A 23,043-nucleotide genomic window follows, 5' to 3' on the forward strand; every position below is an offset into this window, starting at 1 on the left:
GGCATAACTAAATCTGATTGATGCATGCTGAAAAAAACGGAAGAAAATATTTGGTAACCTAGAATACTAAACAGAAGTTTATCGTGACTAAGAAAAGAATACAGTTAAACATTCAAAGCTGAATCCATCGTCAAAGTCAAATAAAATAACATCAATCTACCAAGTTTTTTTCTCCATTGTTGACAGCAGAGGTCACTAGTTACCCCATACCTCATCGGCAATCTCTTTAATTAAATCGAGTTTTGCCCATTGAGCTTCTTCAGTCAAAATATTACCTTCTTCGGTTGACGCAAAACCACATTGAGGGCTTATACATAACTGGTTAATATCTACAAACTGGGCTGCTTCTTTAATCCGCTCAATAATAACGTTTTTGTCTTCCAAATCGCCTGTTTTTGACGTGACTAGACCTAGTACAACTTGCTGATTTTTGATATGTTGTAACGGTGCAAAATCTCCCGCGCGTTCACTATCATATTCCAAGAAAAAACCATCTACTCTGCAGGCACCAAACAACACCTCAGCAATAGGCGCATAACCACCTTCAGAGAACCAAGTTGAACGAAAATTACCACGACAAATATGCATGGTAATTTGCATATCGTCAGGTTTGGCATCTACAATACGATTGAGTACCATCACATAATTTTTAGCAACTTTATCCAAATCAATACCACGAGCCTCAAATTCCGCTCGTTTATCGAGCGAGCAAAACTGCCCCCAACTTGTGTCATCAAGTTGTAAATTACGTAGACCTAATGCATAAAATTTGTTTAACGCTTTAATGTATGCGTTAGCAATGTCATCAAATAGCTGGCTTTCTTCTTGATAAAGGTCAATCGGCTGGTAATTCTCATCACGTATACAAGCCAATAAGTGCAGCATACTGGGTGATGGGATGGTGAATTTTGTTGGGTAATTACCTGCACAATCTTTTAAAAGTTGATAGGCGTTGACAAAGGGATGGTCGTCACTAAAGTCAATTTTACCAACAATGCCAATGGTGTTACCCTTAGGTTTCGCACCCTTAAACGCAACAGGAAATTTTTCAAGGCTAATCATCTCAATGCCATCTAGCCCTGCTAAAAAATCTAAATGCCACCACACACGGCTAAATTCACCATCGGTCACGGCGTGCAGTCCATGGCGTTTTTGTAGATTCACAAGATTTTGGATTTCGTTTTTTAGGATTTTGTCAAATGCGGCTTGGTTGATTTTGCCAGTTTGCAATTCGGTTTTAGCATTTTTTAGCGCGTCAGTGCGTAAAAATGACCCTACTACATCGTTACGGTATGGCGCTTGGGTTCGTGGGGTTGCCTGCGCAAATATTTGGCTCATAGTTGATTCGCTTTTGTTAAAAAACTTGAAGCGTCACTATAAGAGTTTTTAGCTCATGAGACAAACGCTGATTTTTCAAGGTAAAATGAATTGCGTTTAATGTTTAATGTACTCCCCAATGTCCAGACCAGAATATCATAAAATTAAGATAGAATTGGGTTGATAAAGCACAGGATTAACCGAACTATTGTTTAAATAAACCTGTGCAGGGGTATGGTAATCAAGCGACTGATGCAACCGCTCATGATTGTAAAACTCAAAATAGTCTTTCAAACCAACTCTGGCTTGACTGACCATATCAAACTGGCGTAAATACACGCATTCGTATTTTACTGATCGCCACAGTCTTTCTACAAAGATATTATCCAACGCCCTGCCACGACCGTCCATGCTTACAGCAATGCCCGAATCAATGAGTGGCGTGGTAAATCTTGGACTGGTAAACTGCGAGCCTTGATCCGTATTAAAAATCTCACAGCGTAACCCATTGTGCAGTAGTTTACCCACCGTATCAATGCAGAAATCTGCTTCAAGTGTCGTTGATAGCGACCAGTCTAAAACATAACGGCTGTACCAATCAATCACCGCCATCAAATACACAAACCCTTTAGACAGGCGGATGTAAGTGATGTCCGTACTCCATACCTGATTACATCGGATAATGGGTACATTCCTAAGCAAATACGGGTAAACTTGATGCTCAGGATTGGGTTTACTGGTGTTAGGACGCTGGTAGATGGCATCTAGCCCCATTTGCCGTAATAGTCTGCGTACTCGCTTGTGATTGACACGATAGCCTAATTGCCTCAAATACGCTGTCATGCGTTTGACCCCGTAAAATGGGGTTTTGGTATATTGTTCGTCAAGCAGGTTCATCAGGGTGATATCAAGCTCACTGATGGGCTTTGGCTGATAGTACAGGCTTGAGCGGTTAATACCAAGCAGTTCACATTGCTTACGGGTACTAAAATCTTTACTATCAGGCTCTAGCAGTTGTTTACGAGACTCTAAGTGAGCTGTGAGGACTTTTTTTTAAGCCAGTCTCTCTCACTAATGATTTGCCCCAGTTGCCGATGCAGTTCATCGATAATGGCTTGCTGGGCTTGTTCGTTGTCTTGCTGTTTGGTATTAAAGGCACTGGGTATGACAGCCAAGGCTTGCTTTTTCCAGTTGCTGATTTGGGTTGCATGAACACCGTATTCAGCAGTCAGCTCATTAATTGTCTTTTGCTCTTTGATGGCTTCAACAGCGACTTTACTTTTAAATTCAGCATTGTGACGTTTACGAACTTTTGTCATTAGATAGACCTCTTTTCTTAAGGGCTATTCTATCTTATTTGCTGCAATTTTTTGGTCCAGTTTTCTGGGAGTATTATAGTTTTGACTACTAAATTGTGAGTTTGTTAATACGTCTTAAACCTCCGTGCAGTTTTACTTAGCGTAGTCACTGACTTGTTTTACATTCAAGGAAGTATATTTTATCTTATTACGACAGCACTATTGTTAACAGATTCATCTTCAAACTCAACTTGCCCAATACTTGTTATGTTAAAATAATATTTTTAAAATCAATTATTTGCCTAATCCATTTTCAATATTATTAAGTATTCTAATGAAAAATAACCTTATAAATTCCTCCGTTTTCTTTAGCATACATCAGTCAAGTCGTTGCAGCCATGTTAATACTGTATGGTTAAACAGTGTGGGCTTATCGACAGTAACCCAATGTGATGTCTTAAACCCGCTCACCTGATTGTTAGGCTGCTGCGTGATTTTAACCAGCCAAGCTTCAGAGTGAAACATGGTAGGTTTTTGTGTGCCATAGATGAACAGGTAAGGACAGGTGAAGTTAATCGATTGTAAGTTTTTAAAACCGCCCTTTGCCTTTGTCCACACCACATAATAAGGGTAGCCCATATTCGCATGGATCGTCTGAGATGCCGCAGGTGCTCCTAGGACTTTGCCTACTGTTCTGGCTATTTTATTACCAATGCTACCATTTAAACGAAAACCAATCACTAATGGCAGCTGATAGCCTGCAATCACCAGCTTATCTTTAACCGTTAAACTAGCATTAAACTCTTCACTATAGGCATCACCCACATCAATGCCAATTAAGCGGCTGACTTTCTTTGGATAACGTACCACATATTGATAGCCATAAATAGCACCCCAATCATGTACCATCAATATCACCGGCTTGTCAGGGCTGACATAGTCAATCACTTGACGAATGGTATCAATGATGTCTTCTAATGAAAACACCTTGGGGCGAGCCTGTGGCTCATCAAATAGAGGCAGCGTAAAGGTGACGCAACGATAGTCATTTTTAAAGAAAGCCACTTGGTTTTGCCACAGTGCTTGGGTATCGGGCCAACCATGTATCATCACCAAAGTTTGTTCGCCATTACCGTCAATACTACCGTTGACACCTGCTATATGAAAAGTCGTTGCCATAATTTTCCTAATTAATTGAATAGGTTAAAGTTTTTATGTACTGACCATAAAAACACAAATAAAGGAAATAAACAAATTTTTGAATGTTTTTATGAACATTTTAGACTTAGAACTTAATTCAATTTAACATCGCCCATCATTCATTATTAGGACTTACGCAAAGACGACCGAAGGCGAGCGTAACTGCTCACGCAAATAATCACTGAGTAAACCCCTTTTAACCTGATATAAAGATTGTTTTAACCGTTTAGCCTGTCTGGCTAACTGCAGCCAAACCAGCATACAACAACAAATATGATTCCGCTGAATACGAGCCTTACGACACTGATTAGCTTCAATACCAGTGAGTTGTTTAAGTTCTCGGTGAAACTGCTCAATCTTCCAGCGGATGGCACACACCAATCGTGTGCCATCTGATGAATCCTGAGTGGTGTCATTGGTGACAATCCAGTCCGTGCGGTTTTCATTAACCACTACTCGGAACAGTTGCACTTTGTAATCTTTAGGAAAGGCATGTATTTTAATCAGTTTGCCATTTTGTTGCTCTTGGTCAGTCCAAGTTAATTCGTTGACTGCTTTGTAAGGGTTTACTCCTTTTGAATCATCGACTTTTCGATTGGATTTTAAAGGACAATAATAGATTTTTTGTAAGTTATCAATATACAGCATAATGTCTTTGGTGGCATACCATGTATCCATGAGCACATATTTGAATTTAATTTGTTTGTGTTCAATACTGTGCTGTAGCATGTCTTTTAGATGGTCAAGTTTGCTTTTGCCATCGGTGGTTTTGTCATAAATACGGTAATCAATGAGCCAGTATTGTTCGGTCTTTGGATTGACATAGATACAGTTAACGATGCAGATGCCTTTAATAATGCGATGGGCGTTGCCACTGTATTGGCGATTAACCAATTCGATTTTGTGACTATGATTTTTATCGAGTATGCTGTCATCAAAGATAAGATAGCCATCGTCGTCTAATACGATGTCGTCTTTGACTTTTTCCCATACGAGCTTGGGTTTTAGTTTGTCATGACGTAGGTATCGATTGATGCGGTCATGACTAATTGATTCAGGATGATGTTCTGCGTAGTTGGTAAGGGTGTAATTGGTTTGGCTTACCAGTAAATATTGACAGTAGTCTAAGCGGGTGATAGCTTTTTTCTTCATCTCTTTATGCTATAGTGAAAACTGAATTATATCGAACAGGGTCGTTCGTGGTAGGCCTGTCGAACCATAACGACCGTTACCCTTAGACAAGCTCAGGGCAAACGGTGCTTACTATAATTTAGGATTGACTATACTATATTTTTATCCGCTTTCGCAAAATTTTATGCTTTTTGCGTAAGTCCTAATTATGTTAAATACCAACCTTTCTTGTCTCACATTATCTCATTCTAAATCTTGGTACGTTATCATTTTTGCGCTCTTTTGGCAGCGTTTTAACTTCATCTTTGAGCTCATTATACCAGCCCAAACTCTGTGGACGGCTATTAACATAATTGGTTTTCTGTTGAGGCGATAATGGCTGCTTGGTCTCAGTATTGATTTTAACCACATTGCTAAATTGATTGCTTAGGCTATTAAATAATTGTTTGAGTAAATTGATGATCAACTCAATAATTGCTTTAACTGCATTGTGTAACTGGTTAAATCCGACTGCAACTTTGTCAATTCGCTCACTTTGTCCACTAAATCCGTTTTTAACGTTTCCAGCTCGCTGATTAAGCTTTCTAAGCTTTGCTGCTCGCTGTTGCTCTGCGATATACTGCTCTGTAATGTCTTTATCGAAGCCTTTAAATCTGTCAGTGACTTTTCGAACTCGCTTTCGTCGACGATTTGTATAACATCCAAGCGGGTCAAGGTTGATTGGATCTTGTCTTGCAAGTTTTGAAATTCTTCTTGTCCTTTTTTCAGTGTTGCTATCTCGGCGGTCTGTAGCTTGCTTAATTCGTCCAAGTATTGGGTTATCTGCTGGTTGTGCATCTCGGTCTTTTGGTTTACTTGCTCGGTTAGGTGAGTTAATAGCTGTTGATACAAGCTGGGCAACATCAATTCCAGATGTTTTTGTACCATCTTGTCGATTGTCTGCGGTTGCTGCTGCTTGAGTTGGTTGAGCGTCTGGCTCACTTGGCTGTACAAATCGCTCGACAGCTTGTTTAAGCTTTCGGTAATGAGTTGCTGGGTGGTAATGGGTTGCATGGTTATTTTTCTCTAATTGGGACGGTAATACGGGTTTTGGCTGATAAATAAAGTCGGATAGCCAAAACCGTTGTTCTGACACACGGCGTTTTTTGGATTTTTGGGAGTGATATTGATACCACCACCATACACCGCCTGGATATCCGTAAGGGCTTGGGCTTGATATTGAAGTGGTGTACGATGGATTTGTTGGTTGAGTAAGGTCAGCTCCTTTTGACTTTGGTCGACCAAGATCTTGGTCTCTTGCCAATCCTTGTACTGGCTGTAATTCATCAGAGTCAGAATCAGCATCAGCAGTATCAATCCCCCCAATAGGCTGCCCATCACGATTCCTAGGCGCAGTTTGTTGCGTGCCATTTGCCCAATCAGCGCCCTGCTCTGTTGTTGGCTGTCCTCGATAGCTTCGATATCCGCTTGATGATTCGCCTCCATCTGCGCCCGTAGGATTTGTTGCTGCTGTTGGTGATGCTGCAGGGTGGTTTGTGTTTCGTTGGTTATGGCTTGACGCAGTTGATTGCCCTGCTCCGTCAGGTGAGTTTGAATGCGCTGATAATCGTCGCTCGTCTGCTGCTTGAGCTGATCCATTTGCTCCAACATCCCAAGCAAGGCCTGTTTGGCGCTCTCCAAGGTCTGACAGGTCTGATTGAGCCAGCTTTGATGCTGCTGTAGATTGCTGTCGCTCAAGCTTTGACTGCTGTTTTGATACTGCTCGAGCAGCTCGCAAATTTTCGTCATACCGCTGATAATGTCGTTCTCGACGTTTTTCAAGCTCGCTTGGAAAAATTGTTTCTGCTGTTCTAAGCTGGTCTTCTCTTGTTCCTGCTGGGATTGGATTTGCTGCTGGGTTTGGGCCTGTGCGTTGTGCAATGTAGCTAATAATGGATTGGGTGACGTCTCGCTCATAAATGACACCTTTAAGTTTTATATTTTTTTTGGTGGGGTCAGGGTTTTTAATACTGATACTGTCTTTGCCTCTGCGAGAGATTTCGAAACCGAAGTCTTCAAGCAATTTTGCAACGTCATCTTGACAGGTTAAAGGCTCGTCGGTTTGTTGTCGCAATGCCGCTTGAGTTAGTACCACATCGGTGAGTTGTTGTTTAAAATCCTCAATGCTTTGGTAGTGTTTGAGCTTATCGATAATTTTTTGCTTATTCGACTGATCCCAGTCTTTCAACAGATTTGGACCAATACTGGGAGTCACATCCCGACGGTTTTCTAAATCAGAAGGATTGATAAAACCATACTTATCATTGGTCAAATTTTTCCAGCTATTAACAAGGTTCAAATCACGATTGTGATAATAGACTTGTAGATGATTGCCCGATATCAACTCAACATTAGGAAAGACAAAGTTAAGCTCGACCCGACCTTTATCCGTATGTTCAACCCAATAACTGGTGTATTGATACGGTTCAAGACCAACAAACATCATGGCTTCAAAGTCGGCCATGATGTCAAACTTTTGAGCTTCGGTGAGTTTGTCATCCTCATGAAAGCTTAGACAGCCTGAGGTATAAACTTTGGCAAATGGCAAGCCATTAATAATCTCAGTGACCTCATCAGGATCACCTAACAATACACGCGCTTTTTTACGAGGTTGATCGTTGGTACCCAGTAGATAATTTTTAACGGCACTGCCCCCTAATGTGCGTCTATCATCATCGGTGCCACCTCGCTTGAAAAATTTTAGCAGCATTTCATCATCCAATCACATGATTATTTAGATTGCCATTGTTTATGGGTGAACTTTCTATTGGGTTATCCGTGGCAGAGTCATTTGCTTCAGTCGCAACATCCTCATCTTCAACTGCTCTAAAATAATTTTCTGGCACTTGGTACTGAGCTTTTAACCTAGCCAATTGTTCAGCCATATTATCAATGGCTAGTGCTAAATTTAGGGTATCAATCGGATGTTTGGCATTGGCTTGCTCGTGGGTATAACGGACGAGTTGATTTAAATTTTTACCCATAGCGTGCAGTTGTTGTAATAGTTTGGGATCAATACTTGGATAATCGCGTTCACGTCTTGTCACCTTTCCCTTAGTTAAAATTGCACGAGCATAGCGAGCCAAACTCATCCCTTCAGCTTTGGCTTCGAGCATAGAAAATTCTTCGTCACTAAAGCGAATGTTAAGCCGCTTATCTCGTAGTTTTTTTGATGAGTTTTTTACCGATACTTTGTCATGGCTTTGCTTTTTTCGGCTGATTGTTGTGCCATTTTTAGTGCCTATCTATTTTTTATGAAGTCCATTTTTGGTTAAAGGGGGTTTGGGGTCTCCCCAATGAGCACCCATTTTAATCGCAACTATGTGAAGCGATAAATGGGTGCTTGGGGTTTCAAAAGGGGGCAAGCCCCCTTTGCCAGAACGCAGAGACAGTCAATTTACGTTAGTAAATTTGGTGTCTCTGCATGTGCTGGCTATATCTATTTTTAACCCTTTATATTGGTTAGGTTAACATACTGATTTTTAGTTGTCATCTCATGAAATTGATGCGGTTTTGTATCTGAGTTGGTGATAGTTTTTTAGTGAGTGATGATATTGTTTTGATAATAGCGGTTGATGTTTGATAGGGATGAGTAATTGGCGAAAATGAGCAGGATGCTTTTAGTGAGTTTGACTAAGCTGCTGAGTTTTTTTTGAGATTCTTAACGTGATTTTTCTGTTGGTGAATATTTTTTGGGATGATTTTTAATTTTTTAGTGATGTTTTTTTTGAAAAAGACAGCCAGTTCATTTTCGTTAGCTGTCTTTTTTAAGCAAGATCTTTATGTTTTTTTTATGATGGCATTCATAAAATGATTTTGGCCAATAAGATTTTAGAAGGGACAGTCATCGTCTTCATTATAGAATCGTTCTGCTGAAAAAGTGCTGTTAAATGGCTGTTGGATAAATTGATGACAGTCATCGCATATCCAATTGAATTTTTGGTTCTGATAGTTATAGGTCGGTTCGTAGATTTGTCGCATGATGTTGCACTCTCTACAGTGGGTTTGGGTGTCATAGATTTTGAAGTGGCTGACCATCTCGCTTAATAACGGCGCACTGATGTTGTAATACTGACAGATATGTGTGATGTGATCTAAATGATTGCCGTGAGTTTCTAGTGGGGTTTCAAAGTAGTCACGCACAATGATGGTTTGTTGTTCACTGATGTGGTTTTTTGCGAGGTATTTGTAGTGCATATGATGGTCCTTTTTTTAGGTTAGGCTTGTGATTTTGGCGGTTGTTAAAGGGACTTGTTCTATGCTATTTCTGGCATAAGTTTTAGAAATTTATGCTCAAGCTGTTGGTATTTTTCTTGGTCGTCGTTTACGTCTATTTCGTCTAATATTTCTGAAATCCATGTTTGAATGGCTTGGGTGTTGTTGCAGCGTTTGATGAGTCCTAGAAATAGGTAAAGGTTGTCACCTGGTTGTATCCGCTGTTCTTTGATTAGTTGGCTTGTAAGCTTATTAATTTGCTGTTGGCGGTTTTCTCTTTGATCGAGTTGGTTATAGATTTGTTGGATGACGGGGTTTGGGTGCATTTTTGTGCTCCTTATGGGATAGTTTTGGTAAAATCAATAGCTATATGGCATAATAACATTACTTTTAGATGGTGATAAATTACTCTATATAGTAATAATATTACCGCTTGTGGAATTTATTATAAACATTTATTGTTCCACTAGCAATAACTTTGTGTTAATTTGTGGAAAATATTTATGATTAAACTTAATCTACCAGTGTTATTCGCTCAAAAAGGGATTCGAGTTGCTGATGCAGACCGCTTGACCGACATGGGACGGACCACACTCTATCGTTTATATAACAATGAGGTGACACGCATAGACTTCGCTTCTTTAGAACGCTTATGCAAACTACTTGACTGCACGCCTGGCGATATCATCATATATGAAGACGATGAGCAAACCGCTACCGTAAAAAAAGAGCAACCTTATTAATTAGGTTGCTCTGTTCCCTACTACATAGCTGTATTTTAATATGATACGTCATTCAATAATCCCAATGATGACTTTTCACCATCCCCTGCCATACCGTCACACAGGCTAACGCATCGGCTGCTGCTCGGTGCGCATTGCTATGCTCTACCCCAAAGTGGGCCATAGCCTTGCTTAGGCTAAAATAGCGATTGGCTTTAAAATACGGTGAGTATTGCCCGATAAAATCAGCAAACTGCTTGCACAAGCATTTAACCCCAACTTGCTGCAAGCGAAGTTTATGACCCGATTGGCGCATCATACGAATATCAAAATTTGCGTTATAGGCATACAGGGTTCTTCCTTTGAGCAACTGTACAATCGCGGGTTGAATATCAATAAAGGTAGGCTTACCTATCAGCTCATGAGGATAAATACCATGCACCTTAAATGCGCCTGTACTTGAAGGTATATCTGTGTAGATTAGCGTGTCGATAATCAGATTTCTATCACTATCACAAAACGCAATTTCAATGATTTGATCCTCCCTGCCGCCACCGGTGGTTTCGGTATCAAAGAATAATGGTTTGCTGGTGTCATGTGTTTGGTTATAGGCAGCTACCCGATCAAAGATGACGGCAATCTGCTCATCTTTGGTCAAATGACTGATGGGTTGTTTATTAGCCAAGCCACTCATTTGCTGCTGATGGTTTAAATCGTCTATCCCCATATTTTATTACGACTTAGGCAACAGTAAATCCAATAAATCTTCATTAGGCGCACTGTCATGCGTTTTTGACGGCTTTGGACGGTATTCGGCTGTATATCCCTCTCCCATTGGTAACAAAAGCTCAAATGCGTTCTCATGCGTCATGTTAAGCCAATCCGTTCGATGCTGAGGCTCAATCACCACAATCGAGCGTTTTTCATCTTCAGGTTTATGAAACTGGGACATAAACGGATGCTGATCGGCATTAATGGTGAGCATAGTCATGGAGCGAATCAATTGATCGCCAATTTTTACCATCTCATATAATCCAGCCACGGTAAAAGGCTCATTATCTTCGCGGTGAATGCCATAGCGATGCGCTTTTCCGTTAATGTATTTAGGCTCATAGATGGTTTGTACCGGAATTAACGCAAACTGGTTATTGTACCAAGCGTGTTTAAAACTTGGTTTACCGGCAACGGTTTCACTACGGGCATTGTAGGTGTGTTTAGCAAAACTGGTGTCTTTGGCCCATTTAGGAATCATACCAAACATCGCAGATCGCCACTCTGCGGGGTCACCGATATTGGCAAATAGTATCGGTGCCTCGTAACCCGGATAGATATCGTCTTTAAAGTCAAAGCTTAACTGCTGATTGGTAAAGCGTGACGCTTGCGCTTGAGTAATCGGTTGAAAGTTGGCACACATACAGGGTTCTCTTAGTTAAATTAATGCACAGTTAATAAATCAGACAGTTTGGTGGTATAGCTTGGGCTTAAAAACGCTCGATTCATCTGCCAGTCTTGCTGCTTGGCTATGCCGGTACTGGCAATATACAATCGGCCACCATTGCCTTTAGATGAACCTCTGGCTTGAGCTTTGCTCTGGTGCGCCATCTGCTGATTAATGGCATCCATCACTGCCATTAGCTTTTGTGATTGCTGCTGTTTTAAGAGGTCAGGCTTCTCAAACAAATCATCAACGATGGTAGCCTGATCTTGAATAGCACACAGCATGACACCGGCTTTGGCATACTTTAAATTAGGTTTATAAATCCGCTCTAGTACTTGTCTAGCGCCAGCAATCATCACCCGGGTATCACAGGTGGCATTAATAAACTGATATTGACCACGAATACTTTGGTAAGGCTCATTGGGGTTAAAGGCACTGGTCTTGGCAAACACCACCAGTATCTTACACACGCTTTGCTGCTTACGCAGTTTGACCGCTGCTTTAGACACATGACCCATCACCGCTTGGCTTAAGTCATCAAACTCGCTGATTTTTTTAGAAAAGGAGCGCGATGACACAATTTCTTGTTTAGCCATTGCCGCTTCTAGACCTAAACACATCACCCCATTTAATTCAAGATTGGTGCGCTCTAGCACCACGTTAAAGCGCTCGCGCACTAAGCTGTGTGGCATCGCCGCAAACTGCGCCACCGTGGTAATGCCTAGACTGTGTAGTTTTTTAGTATGCTGACGACCAATCCCCCATACCTCTTCAACCGGTGTAATGGTCATTAACCGCTCAATCCAGCTGGCTTTATCTAACACACAAATCCCTTGCGTCGCTGGATGCGTTTTAGCGGCGTAATTGGCCAGTTTCGCCAAGGTCTTGGTCTTCCCAACCCCAACCCCTACTGGAATGCCAGTATGACGCTCAACGGTAGTTTTAATGAGCTTGGCGTAAGCTGTTAAATCGTTAAGCGCCGCTGGATAGCGACCTAGGTATAAAAACGCTTCATCAATCGAATATACTTCTACGTCAGGACACAGCTGTTCAAGTGTATTCATCACCCGCGCTGACATATCGGCATACAAAGCGTAATTGGAGCTAAACACCGCCACACGATGTTGCTGTAGAAAGTCTTTAATCTGAAAGTAAGGGATGCCCATCTTAATCCCTAATGCCTTCGCTTCAGCCGATCTAGCCACCACACAGCCATCGTTATTAGATAGCACCACGACCGGTCGATGTGTTAAGTCAGGACGAAACAGTTTTTCGCAAGACGCATAAAAGCTATGGCAATCAATTAAGGCATACATATGTACTAAGACAATCAAAAATGAGTCTTTAGTGTAGAAAAAAAAGCAAGACATCGAAATGACAAATAACGATTAAACGACGATGGTCGTCGTGTGAGTTGTAAACAGTGATAAGAAATTAGATGAAATGAAAACTTACTTGTAGATAGGACGTTTAGTGCCGCGACCAATGGGGCGAATGACATTGGTGACCACACCAAATACTTCAAAGTCAACTTCACCGACTAAGGTAATGTCTTCAAAGGATTCGTTATGGGCAATTAAACTTGGATAAGGATAAAGATTGAGCTCTTTAACGGTGAATTCGTTAAATAAGCGAGCGACGATAATGTCGCCATGTTGGGGCTCAAGACTCCGATCCACCACTAGCAAATCATTGGGATAGATACCGGCATCAATCATCGACAACCCATCGACTCTGACTAAGAAAGTGGCATTAGGATGATCGATACACAAGTCATTTAAATCCACACATTCTTCAACATAGCCTTCAGCAGGTGAGGGAAATCCTGCTGGAATGGGTTCTAAAAACAAAGGAATGGGTTGGTAGCTTTGGGCTTCGAGTCGGTGAAGGATGGTGACGGTCATAATAGGTTCGTCATATTGATAATTGGTATAACTATGCTAATTTCATTAATCCTAAATTTCAAATTGATTTTTTAAATCCTACTTGCACTAAGTACTTTTCATAAAACTTAACTCGCTCAGGATCTGAAAGCTCATTGGCAATTTGTTCGGCAAACACGTCATAGTTTCGACCTGCCTCCCCTTTAGCAAGGTAAGATAATTCATGAAGCTTGGATAACTTTTTTGCAAAATGGTAACGCTGACTATCGGTCATTGGCACGAACATATCGAGGGTATTGGTATCACGTTTTACATCCTTTAATGGTGCTTCTTTATTTTTTAAAGTTACCGTAAAAATAAATCCTATGATACTCCGTCCCTCTTTAATTTGTTGGTAGGACACTTTTAAGTCAGTCACTTTATTAATTTCATTAACTGCCATATCTAAGACACGTTTTTTAAAATCAAACATCCTCGCATATTCGTTTTCTTGCAATCCTAACTGCGCTCTAAATGTTTCTAATTCAAATAAAGGTGTCTTTTTTGCCGCTTTCCATTGAACGAGTAATTCATATAGCCGAGTTGAATAAGCGCTATCCAAACCAGATGTTTGTTGTAAAGAATACTGAGTAAAAAAATCAACTGCACCATCAATTCTGCTAATTCCCTTGACTACAGCTGGCGTAAAAGATAATTCAATTTCACCTTGGTTATCTAAATACCGCACTTGAGACAACCAACGACTTTTTACCAGTAGACCATCTTCATCAATAAAGCTAAATCGGCGATTAAACAATGTCTCTTCAGTTTCTTTAATCCTCATATAGGCATTTTGTCGCGTAGTTTCAAATACCTCTACATAGCGTGACGCACTAATTGTTAAAGGCGTAGATGGATCTAGACCTTTTCCACTTTCACGAGCATCTACAATCGCTAATTGGATAATTCGTATTTCAGCTAGGCTTAAATTTTGAAGTGCAGAATTAAGTCTATTAGACTTAACGACTATATCTTTTTGAGTTGAAGATTTAGACATTTGAGTTTATTTTAAAAACTTATTTAAGACGATTATATTTTTTATGTCGTTTAAACGCAACAGATATATTATGCGTTTTATATGAATCATTGGGAATTAAATTGGTAATAAAATGTCGTCTTATAATAAATTTATCTGAATCAATCCTGAGGTAACAATTTGTCGTCCTATTATTTTAAAAATTTTAAGGTAACTAAATGTCGTCTAATAATATATATTTAGATATCTTTATTTAAGGTAACTAAACGTCGTCTTATGAGTAATTAAACGTCGTCTTATGAGTAATTAAACGTCGTCTTATGAGTAATTAAATGTCGTCTTATAGGTAACTAAACGTCGTCTTATGGGTAACTAAACGTCGTCTTATGGGTAACTAAACGTCGTCTAATATCTTATATAAGCCTTGGTATGGGCGACTTGCGGCTTGTTTAAAAACTATTAAAAGTATTTAAAAACATTAAAAACATTAAAAACCTACTTTTATCATTAAAATAGTGAGGTAATGAAACGTCGTCTTATTTTTTTATCAAAAACAGTAAATAAAATATAAAGCTTTTTTAGCTAACTAATTGATCAGCAATTACCTCTGCTTGATGTAATACGAGTTCTGTAGCTAAAAGCTCCATATCAGGTGGATAACCATATTTCCTGAGCAAACGTTTTACGACAGTACGAATTTTGGCTCTAGCAGATTCTTTGATTGTCCAATCAACACTTATGTTATTACGAATGGTTGATGTTAAAACAATGGCGAGTTCTCGCAGTTTATCTTTACCCATGAGTTCTTTGGCACTGTCATTTTCGGCAACCGCAGAGTAAAACGCATATTCAAAATTAGTGAGTTTAAGTTCATTGGCTAAATTGTCAGATAGTTTGATTTCTTTGGCTAACTTAATAAGCTCTTCAATTACTTCAGCTGCAGTTAAGACTTTGTTTTGGTAGCCTTTGATAGCGTTGTTGAGCATGTCCATGAGTTTTTTGCCTTGGGTAACGCTGTGTTGCTCTCGCACTTTTATTTCATCATTCAGTAGTTTTTTAAGAGTTTCTAGAGCAATGTTTTTGTGTTCATAATCTCGCATTTCTTCCATGAATTCATCAGATAAGATAGAGATGTCGGGTTTTTGAATACCAGCGGCATCAAAGATATCGACGACCTTTTCACTCACTAAGGCCTGGTCAATGGTCTGTTTAACTCTAGTTTCCAATTCGCTGTTGCCGATACCTGCAGAATTGGTCGTCGGTTCATTGAATTTGACCAAACGTGCTTTAACCGCTTGGAAATACGCTACAAGGGGTGCATTTTCCATTGCGGTAGGATGGGGTACGGCTAGGGGGAAAGATTGACTGAGCGAGCTTACAGCACGAATAAAACGGGTCTTTCCTTCCCCTTGCTCAATGCCTAAGATAAAATCTTCGGGTTCGAGAATGATTTTGAGTTTTTCAGCGGTGTCTGAGGTAAAGTATTTGTGATAGTCGTAACCGTGCATAATGCCGTCTAACACTTCCAGTTTTTCTTTCATGATAATGACGGCTTCATCTTGCACCACGGCTGGGTCGCCCTTACCGCCAGCATCTGAGTAAAAGCTCAAGGCTTCTTTCAGATCGGCAGCAATACCCAGATAATCAACGATCAAGCCCCCTGCTTTATCCTTGTACACCCGATTGACACGGGCAATCGCTTGCATTAAGTTATGACCTTTCATCGGTTTATCGATGTAAAGCGTGTGCATACTGGGAGCGTCAAAGCCTGTTAGCCACATATCCCGCACGATAACCAGTTTGAGCTTATCCTCTGGGTCTTTCATACGGTTTGCTAAAATTTGGCGGTCTTTTTTCGTTGTATGATGCTTGGCAAGGGCTGCCCCATCGGCTGCCGATGAGGTCATAATCACTTTGATGACGCCGTCGTATAAATCATCACTGCTCCACGCTGGGCGTAATGCAATTATCGCATTGTACAAATCCACTGCAATCCGCCGAGACATGGCAACAATCATGCCTTTACCTTGGTTGGCATTGGCAAATAGCCGTTGTTCAAAGTGTTGTACGATGTCGGCAGCGACCGCTTGGATACGGTCATGGCTACCGATTAAGGCTTCGGCTTTGACCCATTTGGCTCGTGCTTGTTGAGTGGCGGTGAGTTCGTCTTCGTTAAAATCTTCATCAAAGTCGGCTATCAATTTTTTGCCTTCGTCACTAATCGCCACTTTGGCAAGCCGTGATTCATAGAAAATCCGCACCGTTGCCCCATCTTCAACGGCTTGGGAGATGTCGTAAATATCAACATAATCACTAAACACCGCTGGGGTGTTGATATCGTTTTTTTCAATCGGTGTGCCTGTAAAGCCTAGATAAGTGGCATTGGGCAAGGCATCACGCAAATATTTGGCAAAACCATAAACCGTGCGTTTGCCCGTCACGTCGCCAGCATCGTTTTTGACATCGACTTCTTTGGCGGCAAAGCCATATTGCGAGCGGTGCGCTTCGTCGGCGATGACGATGATATTATGGCGTTCGGACAGCGTGTCATAGACATTGCTACCGTCTTCTGGCTGGAATTTTTGAATGGTGGTAAAAATGAAACCGCCAGAATTGACTTTAAGTAGTTCTTTGAGCTGCTCTCGATCTCCGGCTTGCTTTGGAGATTGCCTAAGCAATCGAACCGATGCCGAGAATGTGGCAAAAAGCTGGTCGTCTAAGTCGTTACGGTCGGTCAATATAACCACGGTTGGGTTATTCATGGCAAGCACGATTTTGGCTGTATAGAACACCATTGACAGGGATTTTCCCGAGCCTTGAGTATGCCAAACGACGCCTGCTTTTTTGTTACTAAGATTATTTTTTGGGGTGTCATCCTCATCACTATTTTCACTACTCGCTCGGATGGTTGATAATACTGCCTTATTAACCGCATAATACTGATGATATGCCGCCATTTTTTAATATTACCGATGATGATAATACCGTTTTTGTCTTCGGTTTTTTTAGCTTCAAAGACAATAAAATGCCGTACCATATCCAGTAGTGTGACTGGGTTAAGCAAACCTTGAATTAAGACATTAAGTTGTGGCTCGTGGCGGTGGGCTTCTGTGTCGCCTGTTTTGGTTTTCCATGTCATATAACGGCTAAAATCCGCCGAAAGTGTCCCTGCTTTGGCCTCTAGTCCGTCTGATACCACGCAGAACGCATTGTAGGTAAATAGTTGGGGGATTTGGGCTTGGTAGGTTTGGATTTGGTTATACGCGCCTTGAATAGTGGCGTTGGCATCGGTGGCGTTTTTTAGTTCGATAACGACGAGCGGAATGCTATTGATATACAAAATAAGGTCGGGTCGGCGTTTATATTTGCCTTTGGGGCTATCATGGGTGATGGTGAGTTGGTTAATGACCAAAAATTCGTTGTTGCTCGGTTCGTTCCAGTCAATTAACCAGACCTGCTTGCCTTGACTGTTGCCGTCCTTGTGGATTTCTAGGGCGATGCCTTCGGTAAGCCAACGGTGAAAGGCTAAATTATTGCAGACATTATTGGGTGTGGTGAGTTGGTTATGTTGGCTGATACGCTTCAAGGCATTGTTCTGGGGTGAGTTGTGGGTCGATGGTAGCGATAGCTTGTAAGACATTGTCTTGGAGCAAAACTTGGCTATAGGCTCGTAGGGGTTTGATGCCATAGGGTTCGATATCGACGCCATAAACGTGGCGATAGCCGATGGCTTGAAGTTGTTCGATAGCCATTTGTTCGCTGTCAGAGTCGTAAATTTTGCTCATGGGAATGTCCGTATTCTTATTTTTTGGAAAGTGTAGCAATTTGCCACAGTTTTATTTGTCTAATTCTAACTCGTTCAACATTTTTTCTAATTGATAAACTGCAACGCCAATCGGTTGGGGGTTTTGATTGAGTGCATATTCAACCACGACTTCGTTACGACTTTTACAAAGTAACAAGCCTATTGTTGGTGTGTCATGTTCGGTTTTGAGTTGCCTATCGACTGCAGTCACGTAGAAATTGAGTTGCCCGATATGCTCAGGTTTAAAATCGCCTGTTTTCAATTCGATGACAACGTAACAGCGAAGTTGCAGATGATAGAAAAGCAAATCGATATAAAAATCGTCACCACCAACTTCAATATGCCGCTGTTTGCCAACAAACGCAAAACCTGTCCCTAACTCAAGTAAAAATGCCATAATATGCTGAGTTAAAGCGGTTTCTAATTCTCGTTCATGATAGGCTTCGCCTAAGCTGAGAAAGTCAAAAATATAAGGATCTTTGAAAGTTTGGGTCGCCAAATCTGAATGTATCTTGGGCAATGTTTGCGAAAAATTATTGACGGCTTGTCCTGTGCGTTCTAGCAGACCGCTTTCTATTTGATGGACTAAGACATTGCGTGACCAACCATGTTCAATGGCTTTTTGGGCGTACCATAGTCTTGTTTCATTGTCAGAAAATTTATCCAATAGTACAAGATTATGACCCCATGGTAATAGTGCAACAGCCTGCTGCACTATTTGCTTATCTTGCCATGCTTCGGCAAACTTACGCATATATTTTAGGTTGCGAGTAGAAAAGCCTTTGATTTCTGGGAATTCGGCGGATAGGTCTTTGGATAGTCTGTCAACAACTTTTGCACCCCAACCTTGTTGGTCTTGACGTTGTAGGATGTTTTGTCCGATTTGCCAATATAACAGCACCAGTTCTTGATTAACCGCAAGTATAGCTCGTTGTTGAGATGAGCGAATCTGTGTTTTGAGCTGATTGAGCCAGTCTTGGTAGCTCTGTTCGCTGGTTTGCTCGGTTAAAGACATTGATAATTTTCTCTTGTTTGGAAAGTGTGGCAAATTGCCACAGTTTCGATTTTTCATGATTAGTTAAAAAGTGTGGCAAATTGCCACAGTTTTTCTTTTTTGGATAGAAAGTTTAAGATGACACATTTTTTGTCATTAACATTTCGATAAATTGCTCAATCTCAGTGCGTTGTTGTTGGTCTAAGTCTTTGGCATTGATTTCGACCACATACTTTTTGCCTTTGTGATGAAATTTTCCAATCGGTTTACCATTAGAAATGATTGGTTTTATATCTAAAGGTGCAGCAATAGCGGGTGTTAAAATATCTTGGCTTAACTTTAAGCTTTGTTGCCTAATAAATTCTGCAATTTTTCCTTGTTCGAGCTTACCAAGCTCTAACATATCCCAGACATGGGATAAGATTTCTGTTGTTTGTTGTTCTGATAGTTGTAGTTCATTAATAACTTGCTTGATATCATAGGCTGCCGAGCGAGAGAGCAATTTAGGATTGCGTTCAACCTTTTCTAAAAAACTTGCTGGTAAATCGCGGTAAGCGAAATATCGATACATCTCTTTGCGATCAATACCAACGGCTTCTGCTAAACGAGACTTATTTGGAAATAACGATTCGATACTACGCAGTGCTTTACCAATTTCAAAATCGCAAAGATCTTCTCGACTCGCATTTTCTGCTAATGCTAAAATGGCAATTTCACTATCATCTGCTTGGGTCACAATTGCATCGATATGAGTTTTGCCCAGTAAATCATGCGCTTTAAATCGGCGTTCACCAGCGATTAGCTCGTAGTTTCCTTCATCGATCTCTCGAACTGTAACCGGCTGTAAAAGCCCCATCTCTTTAATAGATTCAGCCAAACTAGCAATTTCTTTTTCATCAAATACAGTACGGGGCTGAAAACGGTTAGGACGTACTTTATTTAGCGGTAACTTTTTTAGTTCATTGCCCAACTCTAAATGAGCTGACTGATTTGCATTAAGATGCTTTGCGCTGTTCTCAGCTAACTTCTGGGCTAACAATGCTTTGATATCTTTACTCATCATCAGCCTCATTATTTCCAATGACTAAATCTTCTTGATTATCTTTATGAATGGGTAGATTTAATTCATTCACCACCCATAATGCAAATTTTCTAAATTCACGAGCGACCTTGGAGGTACGGTCAATTCTTTGGATACTGGTTTGGGCCATAGCAGCCTGATTAATTTTGGTACTAGTAGGAATTTTAATAGGAATCAGTTTTCCAAGCTGCTCTCTGGCTGAACTTTCGATGAGCTTGCAAACCGTTTGGCGTTCATCATGGCGTATCAGCAATGCGCCTAATAAATTAAGTTTAGGGTTAATACGATAAATTTTTTGAAGGTGTTTAACCAAATCAGTTACGCCATACATTCCGTACTGAGAACCCGATTCAATCGGTATAATTAAATCGGTTGCCGCAGCTAAGGCATTACTGGTCAATAGTTTCAAACTAGGTGGACAGTCAATAAGAATAACATCATATAAACCTATTAACGGAGATATTTTGTCTCTTAATTCCTCTGAAGGACGTGGCGCTTCTTCTTTCAATTTATCTTCTGCAGCACCTAGCGCTAATGATCCATAGATAAGTGATACCCCCTCTATATTAGTATCCTCATGAATAGCTAGAGGAAGTTTTTCAGCTTCCGATAGTAATAGTTCAGCGATGGTGACGCTGACTTCGCTAGGGTGGTCTTTGCCAATATGTAGACTTGCATTAGCTTGAGGGTCAAGGTCAATGACTAGGACAGATAGTTCAAGCTTTGCCAGTTCTGCTGCCAGGTTGACCACGGTCGTCGTTTTGCCACAGCCGCCCTTATGGTTAGCAACGGCTATTATCTTAGTGTTTTTATTTATCATTTGTGTTCGATACCATTCAAAAACGTGTATGATAGTATATAAGATTAGGCAACAAATAGCGATTATTTCCAAATAAAAAAGTGTGGCAAATTGCCACAGTCATAGTTTTTTATTAAGTCATTTTTAGTTCAATTTCATTTACAATATGAAATTGAACTAAATTTAGAATGATTTCCTTATGTATATCCCAATCATCTTCATTCAATCTTAGCCACACTTATCACTCAATGCCCTGCCATTATAGTGACAGGCGCCAGAAAATTCGGTAAATCAACCTTGCTCAAGCATATTGCACAGAGTCAAGGTAAATATTATCAATACATCAACTTTGACGACCCACTACAATTGGCACCAGCAAGTGATGAGCCGATGCTATTCATGCTTAATCATACAGGCAAGACAGAGTTGCTTGCCTTGCCAATCAGCTATCTGTAACTTTTTTTCAAGGTAAACAGTTGCGTAAATTTTGAAGTTTTTTATCATAACGATAAATTACGAAAATCAATTATAATGCACAATTTTTATTTTCTAATATTGTGAATTATCATAACTTTAAGTTATGATAAATTTTATTCACGACAACCTATAATTTATCTTGAGAATTACACCATGGGTTTCATCGGTTATGCCCGAGTGTCAACTTCTGAAGGAAAACAATTGCTTGACCGTCAAGTTGATGCGTTAACAGAAATCGGCTGTGAACGAATTTTTGAAGACAAGGCATCGGGTAGTAATTCCCAACGGAAAGGCTTGGATGATTGTCTCAATTATTTGCGAAGAGGGGATGTGCTAGTTGTTTTGGATTTAGATAGGTTAGGGCGGTTAGCCAGCGACCTAATCAAACTCATTGATGAACTGGCTGAGAAAGATATTGGTTTTAAAGCCATCAATTCACCGATGGATACCACCACCCCTGCAGGTCGGGCGTTTTTACAAATTCAAGCGGCGTTTGCAGAGATGGAGCGCAATATTATCCGCCAGCGGGTAAAAGAGGGAATCGCAGCGGCTCGGGCTCGGGGACGTAAAGGCGGCAGGCCTAGAATTATGACGGCTGAGAAACTTCGTTATGCTCAGCATCTGATGCAAGACCAAACCAAAAGTATCCCAGCGATTTGTAAGGAGCTTGGTGATATTCCCAGCAGTACGCTGTACCACTATGTGACGGCGAAAGGAGAGCTTAAAAAGGCAGGGGTAGATTTGCTAAATTCTGAATAACCTTCGCATTACCTGTTTTTTAAGCCTATAGCATTTAAATTTTGAGGTTAATTTAAATGAATAGTCTGTTATACTACTACAATGTAGTATGTGAGATTATTTATGTTTACCATTGTTGAAACGCCTTTATATATAAAAATGGTTGATAGCCTATTAACCAAAGAAGAACAGGGCGAACTCCATACCATGATTAGCCAAAATCCTGATATTGGTGATGTTGTTCCTAAAAGTGGCGGTGTTCGTAAAGTGCGTTTTGCTAGGCAAGGTGTGGTAAAAGCGGTGGTGTTAGAGTGATTTATTATAATCGCTTAGAAAACGGTAAAATCTTTATGCTATTGGTTTATGCCAAGGCGAAAACCGAAAATATTCCTGCTCATATACTAAAAGACTTGGTAAAGGAATTAGACACATGGCAATAAAAAGCATGAAAGACTTAGATACTATTAACTTGGCTAACCACGAGCTTACTGGGGATGAGCTCGGGGCATTATTGCTTGAAAGTGTCCGACAAGCTAAAGCCGGGCAAGGTGTGGTACGTGAGCAACCTGTTGTCAATGATGCAGTTGAAGCCAGACAGAATGTGGGACTATCACAACGAGAATTTGCTGAAATTCTAGGTGTGTCAGTTCGAACCTTACAAGCTTGGGAGCAAGGAAAACGCTATCCATCAAAAGCGGCTAGCGTTCTGCTGAAAATTGCAAAAGTTGAACCCCAAGTGTTACTGCGCGTTGCTCATTAAAAACTTTTGCTGTTAAAAATAGTTAGCATTCGTTTGATTGACAACTTGCTATACAAGAATGAGGGCTAAAAGCCATTATTTTTTGCCCAGAATGAGATGTCTAAAAAACGACCGTTTTTTAGACAAGTAAA

Annotated in this window: 23 protein-coding genes and 1 pseudogene; 5 read left to right on the plus strand and 19 right to left on the minus strand. The window is 40.5% G+C overall.

Annotated elements, in window-relative coordinates; genetic code table 11:
- Positions 1-195: 195 nt before the first annotated feature.
- From AXE82_RS10965 to AXE82_RS11005, 8 genes are all read right to left on the minus strand, one after another.
- Positions 196-1,338 (minus strand): 5-methyltetrahydropteroyltriglutamate--homocysteine S-methyltransferase, encoded by a 1,143-nt coding sequence (locus tag AXE82_RS10965; RefSeq protein ID WP_062335016.1) that lies wholly within the window; start codon positions 1,336-1,338, stop codon positions 196-198.
- 135 nt (positions 1,339-1,473) lie between these two features.
- A protein-coding gene (locus tag AXE82_RS11980; protein WP_115304627.1) for an IS3 family transposase occupies positions 1,474-2,636 on the minus strand; the annotation gives its coding sequence in 2 pieces (ribosomal slippage) (positions 1,474-2,363 and positions 2,363-2,636; 1,164 coding nt in all).
- Between the two features lie 357 nt (positions 2,637-2,993).
- Positions 2,994-3,794 (minus strand): alpha/beta fold hydrolase, encoded by an 801-nt coding sequence (locus tag AXE82_RS10980; protein WP_062335021.1) that lies wholly within the window; start codon positions 3,792-3,794, stop codon positions 2,994-2,996.
- Positions 3,795-3,947: 153 nt separating this feature from the next.
- Positions 3,948-4,967: an IS701 family transposase gene (locus AXE82_RS10985; RefSeq protein ID WP_007115743.1), complete on the minus strand. Its 1,020-nt coding sequence runs from the start codon at positions 4,965-4,967 to the stop codon at positions 3,948-3,950.
- Positions 4,968-5,184: 217 nt separating this feature from the next.
- Entirely contained in the window at positions 5,185-7,695 is a 2,511-nt protein-coding gene (locus tag AXE82_RS10990) for a relaxase family protein (protein WP_062335022.1), read from the minus strand.
- Between the two features lie 4 nt (positions 7,696-7,699).
- Positions 7,700-8,101 carry a plasmid mobilization protein gene (locus tag AXE82_RS10995; RefSeq protein WP_062335024.1) on the minus strand — a complete coding sequence of 134 codons (402 nt, stop codon included), beginning with the start codon at positions 8,099-8,101 and terminating at the stop codon, positions 7,700-7,702.
- A 715-nt stretch (positions 8,102-8,816) separates the two neighbouring features.
- Complete coding sequence (locus tag AXE82_RS11000) at positions 8,817-9,182, minus strand: hypothetical protein (RefSeq protein WP_062335025.1); 366 nt, start codon at positions 9,180-9,182, stop codon at positions 8,817-8,819.
- Between the two features lie 59 nt (positions 9,183-9,241).
- Positions 9,242-9,526, minus strand: coding sequence for a hypothetical protein (locus AXE82_RS11005; RefSeq protein ID WP_062335027.1), 285 nt, complete (start codon positions 9,524-9,526; stop codon positions 9,242-9,244).
- 177 nt (positions 9,527-9,703) lie between these two features.
- Between AXE82_RS11005 and AXE82_RS11010 the strand changes: the two genes are divergently transcribed.
- A complete protein-coding gene (locus AXE82_RS11010; protein WP_062335029.1) occupies positions 9,704-9,943 on the plus strand; it encodes a helix-turn-helix domain-containing protein in 240 nt (79 codons plus the stop codon).
- Positions 9,944-9,995: 52 nt separating this feature from the next.
- Here the strand turns inward: AXE82_RS11010 and AXE82_RS11015 are convergent, their stop codons facing one another.
- The 11 genes and pseudogenes from AXE82_RS11015 to AXE82_RS11055 all read right to left on the minus strand — a co-directional run bounded on the left by AXE82_RS11015 (position 9,996) and on the right by AXE82_RS11055 (position 20,958).
- On the minus strand, positions 9,996-10,649 hold the full coding sequence (locus AXE82_RS11015) for a 3'-5' exonuclease (RefSeq protein ID WP_062335031.1): 654 nt from the start codon (positions 10,647-10,649) through the stop codon (positions 9,996-9,998).
- Positions 10,650-10,655: 6 nt separating this feature from the next.
- Complete coding sequence (locus AXE82_RS11020; protein ID WP_062335032.1) at positions 10,656-11,336, minus strand: SOS response-associated peptidase; 681 nt, start codon at positions 11,334-11,336, stop codon at positions 10,656-10,658.
- A gap of 20 nt (positions 11,337-11,356) precedes the next feature.
- Positions 11,357-12,694 carry a Y-family DNA polymerase gene (locus tag AXE82_RS11025; protein ID WP_228706900.1) on the minus strand — a complete coding sequence of 446 codons (1,338 nt, stop codon included), beginning with the start codon at positions 12,692-12,694 and terminating at the stop codon, positions 11,357-11,359.
- Positions 12,695-12,811: 117 nt separating this feature from the next.
- A complete protein-coding gene (gene umuD, locus AXE82_RS11030) occupies positions 12,812-13,264 on the minus strand; it encodes a translesion error-prone DNA polymerase V autoproteolytic subunit (protein ID WP_062335035.1) in 453 nt (150 codons plus the stop codon).
- A 58-nt stretch (positions 13,265-13,322) separates the two neighbouring features.
- A complete protein-coding gene (repM, locus tag AXE82_RS11035; RefSeq protein WP_065252193.1) occupies positions 13,323-14,279 on the minus strand; it encodes a replication initiation protein RepM in 957 nt (318 codons plus the stop codon).
- A gap of 557 nt (positions 14,280-14,836) precedes the next feature.
- Positions 14,837-17,164, minus strand: coding sequence for a type I restriction endonuclease subunit R (locus AXE82_RS11040; protein WP_410477386.1), 2,328 nt, complete (start codon positions 17,162-17,164; stop codon positions 14,837-14,839).
- Positions 17,143-17,793: pseudogene (locus tag AXE82_RS12475) on the minus strand (type I restriction endonuclease); the annotation flags it as partial. The pseudogene AXE82_RS12475 and the gene AXE82_RS11040, both read right to left, overlap by 22 nt.
- 28 nt (positions 17,794-17,821) lie before the next feature.
- Complete coding sequence (locus AXE82_RS12480; RefSeq protein WP_228706902.1) at positions 17,822-18,043, minus strand: hypothetical protein; 222 nt, start codon at positions 18,041-18,043, stop codon at positions 17,822-17,824.
- A 51-nt stretch (positions 18,044-18,094) separates the two neighbouring features.
- Positions 18,095-19,078 carry a PDDEXK nuclease domain-containing protein gene (locus AXE82_RS11045; RefSeq protein ID WP_115304628.1) on the minus strand — a complete coding sequence of 328 codons (984 nt, stop codon included), beginning with the start codon at positions 19,076-19,078 and terminating at the stop codon, positions 18,095-18,097.
- A 112-nt stretch (positions 19,079-19,190) separates the two neighbouring features.
- Positions 19,191-20,117: a ParB/RepB/Spo0J family partition protein gene (locus AXE82_RS11050; RefSeq protein ID WP_062335038.1), complete on the minus strand. Its 927-nt coding sequence runs from the start codon at positions 20,115-20,117 to the stop codon at positions 19,191-19,193.
- Positions 20,110-20,958: a ParA family protein gene (locus tag AXE82_RS11055; RefSeq protein WP_062335040.1), complete on the minus strand. Its 849-nt coding sequence runs from the start codon at positions 20,956-20,958 to the stop codon at positions 20,110-20,112. Before AXE82_RS11055 ends, AXE82_RS11050 begins: the two co-directional genes overlap by 8 nt.
- Positions 20,959-21,201: 243 nt before the next feature.
- Here AXE82_RS11055 and AXE82_RS11060 point away from each other — a divergent pair, with 243 nt between their 5' ends.
- The 4 genes from AXE82_RS11060 (at position 21,202) to AXE82_RS11075 (ending at position 22,912) form a co-directional block, all read left to right on the plus strand.
- Positions 21,202-21,393 (plus strand): AAA family ATPase, encoded by a 192-nt coding sequence (locus AXE82_RS11060; protein WP_062335041.1) that lies wholly within the window; start codon positions 21,202-21,204, stop codon positions 21,391-21,393.
- A gap of 174 nt (positions 21,394-21,567) precedes the next feature.
- Positions 21,568-22,173: a recombinase family protein gene (locus AXE82_RS11065; RefSeq protein ID WP_062335043.1), complete on the plus strand. Its 606-nt coding sequence runs from the start codon at positions 21,568-21,570 to the stop codon at positions 22,171-22,173.
- Between the two features lie 102 nt (positions 22,174-22,275).
- Positions 22,276-22,467 carry a hypothetical protein gene (locus AXE82_RS12415; protein ID WP_228706903.1) on the plus strand — a complete coding sequence of 64 codons (192 nt, stop codon included), beginning with the start codon at positions 22,276-22,278 and terminating at the stop codon, positions 22,465-22,467.
- Between the two features lie 115 nt (positions 22,468-22,582).
- Complete coding sequence (locus AXE82_RS11075) at positions 22,583-22,912, plus strand: helix-turn-helix domain-containing protein (RefSeq protein ID WP_062335046.1); 330 nt, start codon at positions 22,583-22,585, stop codon at positions 22,910-22,912.
- Positions 22,913-23,043: the final 131 nt, after the last annotated feature.

It is taken from the genome of Moraxella osloensis, from assembly GCF_001553955.1.
Taxonomy (GTDB): Bacteria; Pseudomonadota; Gammaproteobacteria; order Pseudomonadales; family Moraxellaceae; genus Faucicola; species Faucicola osloensis.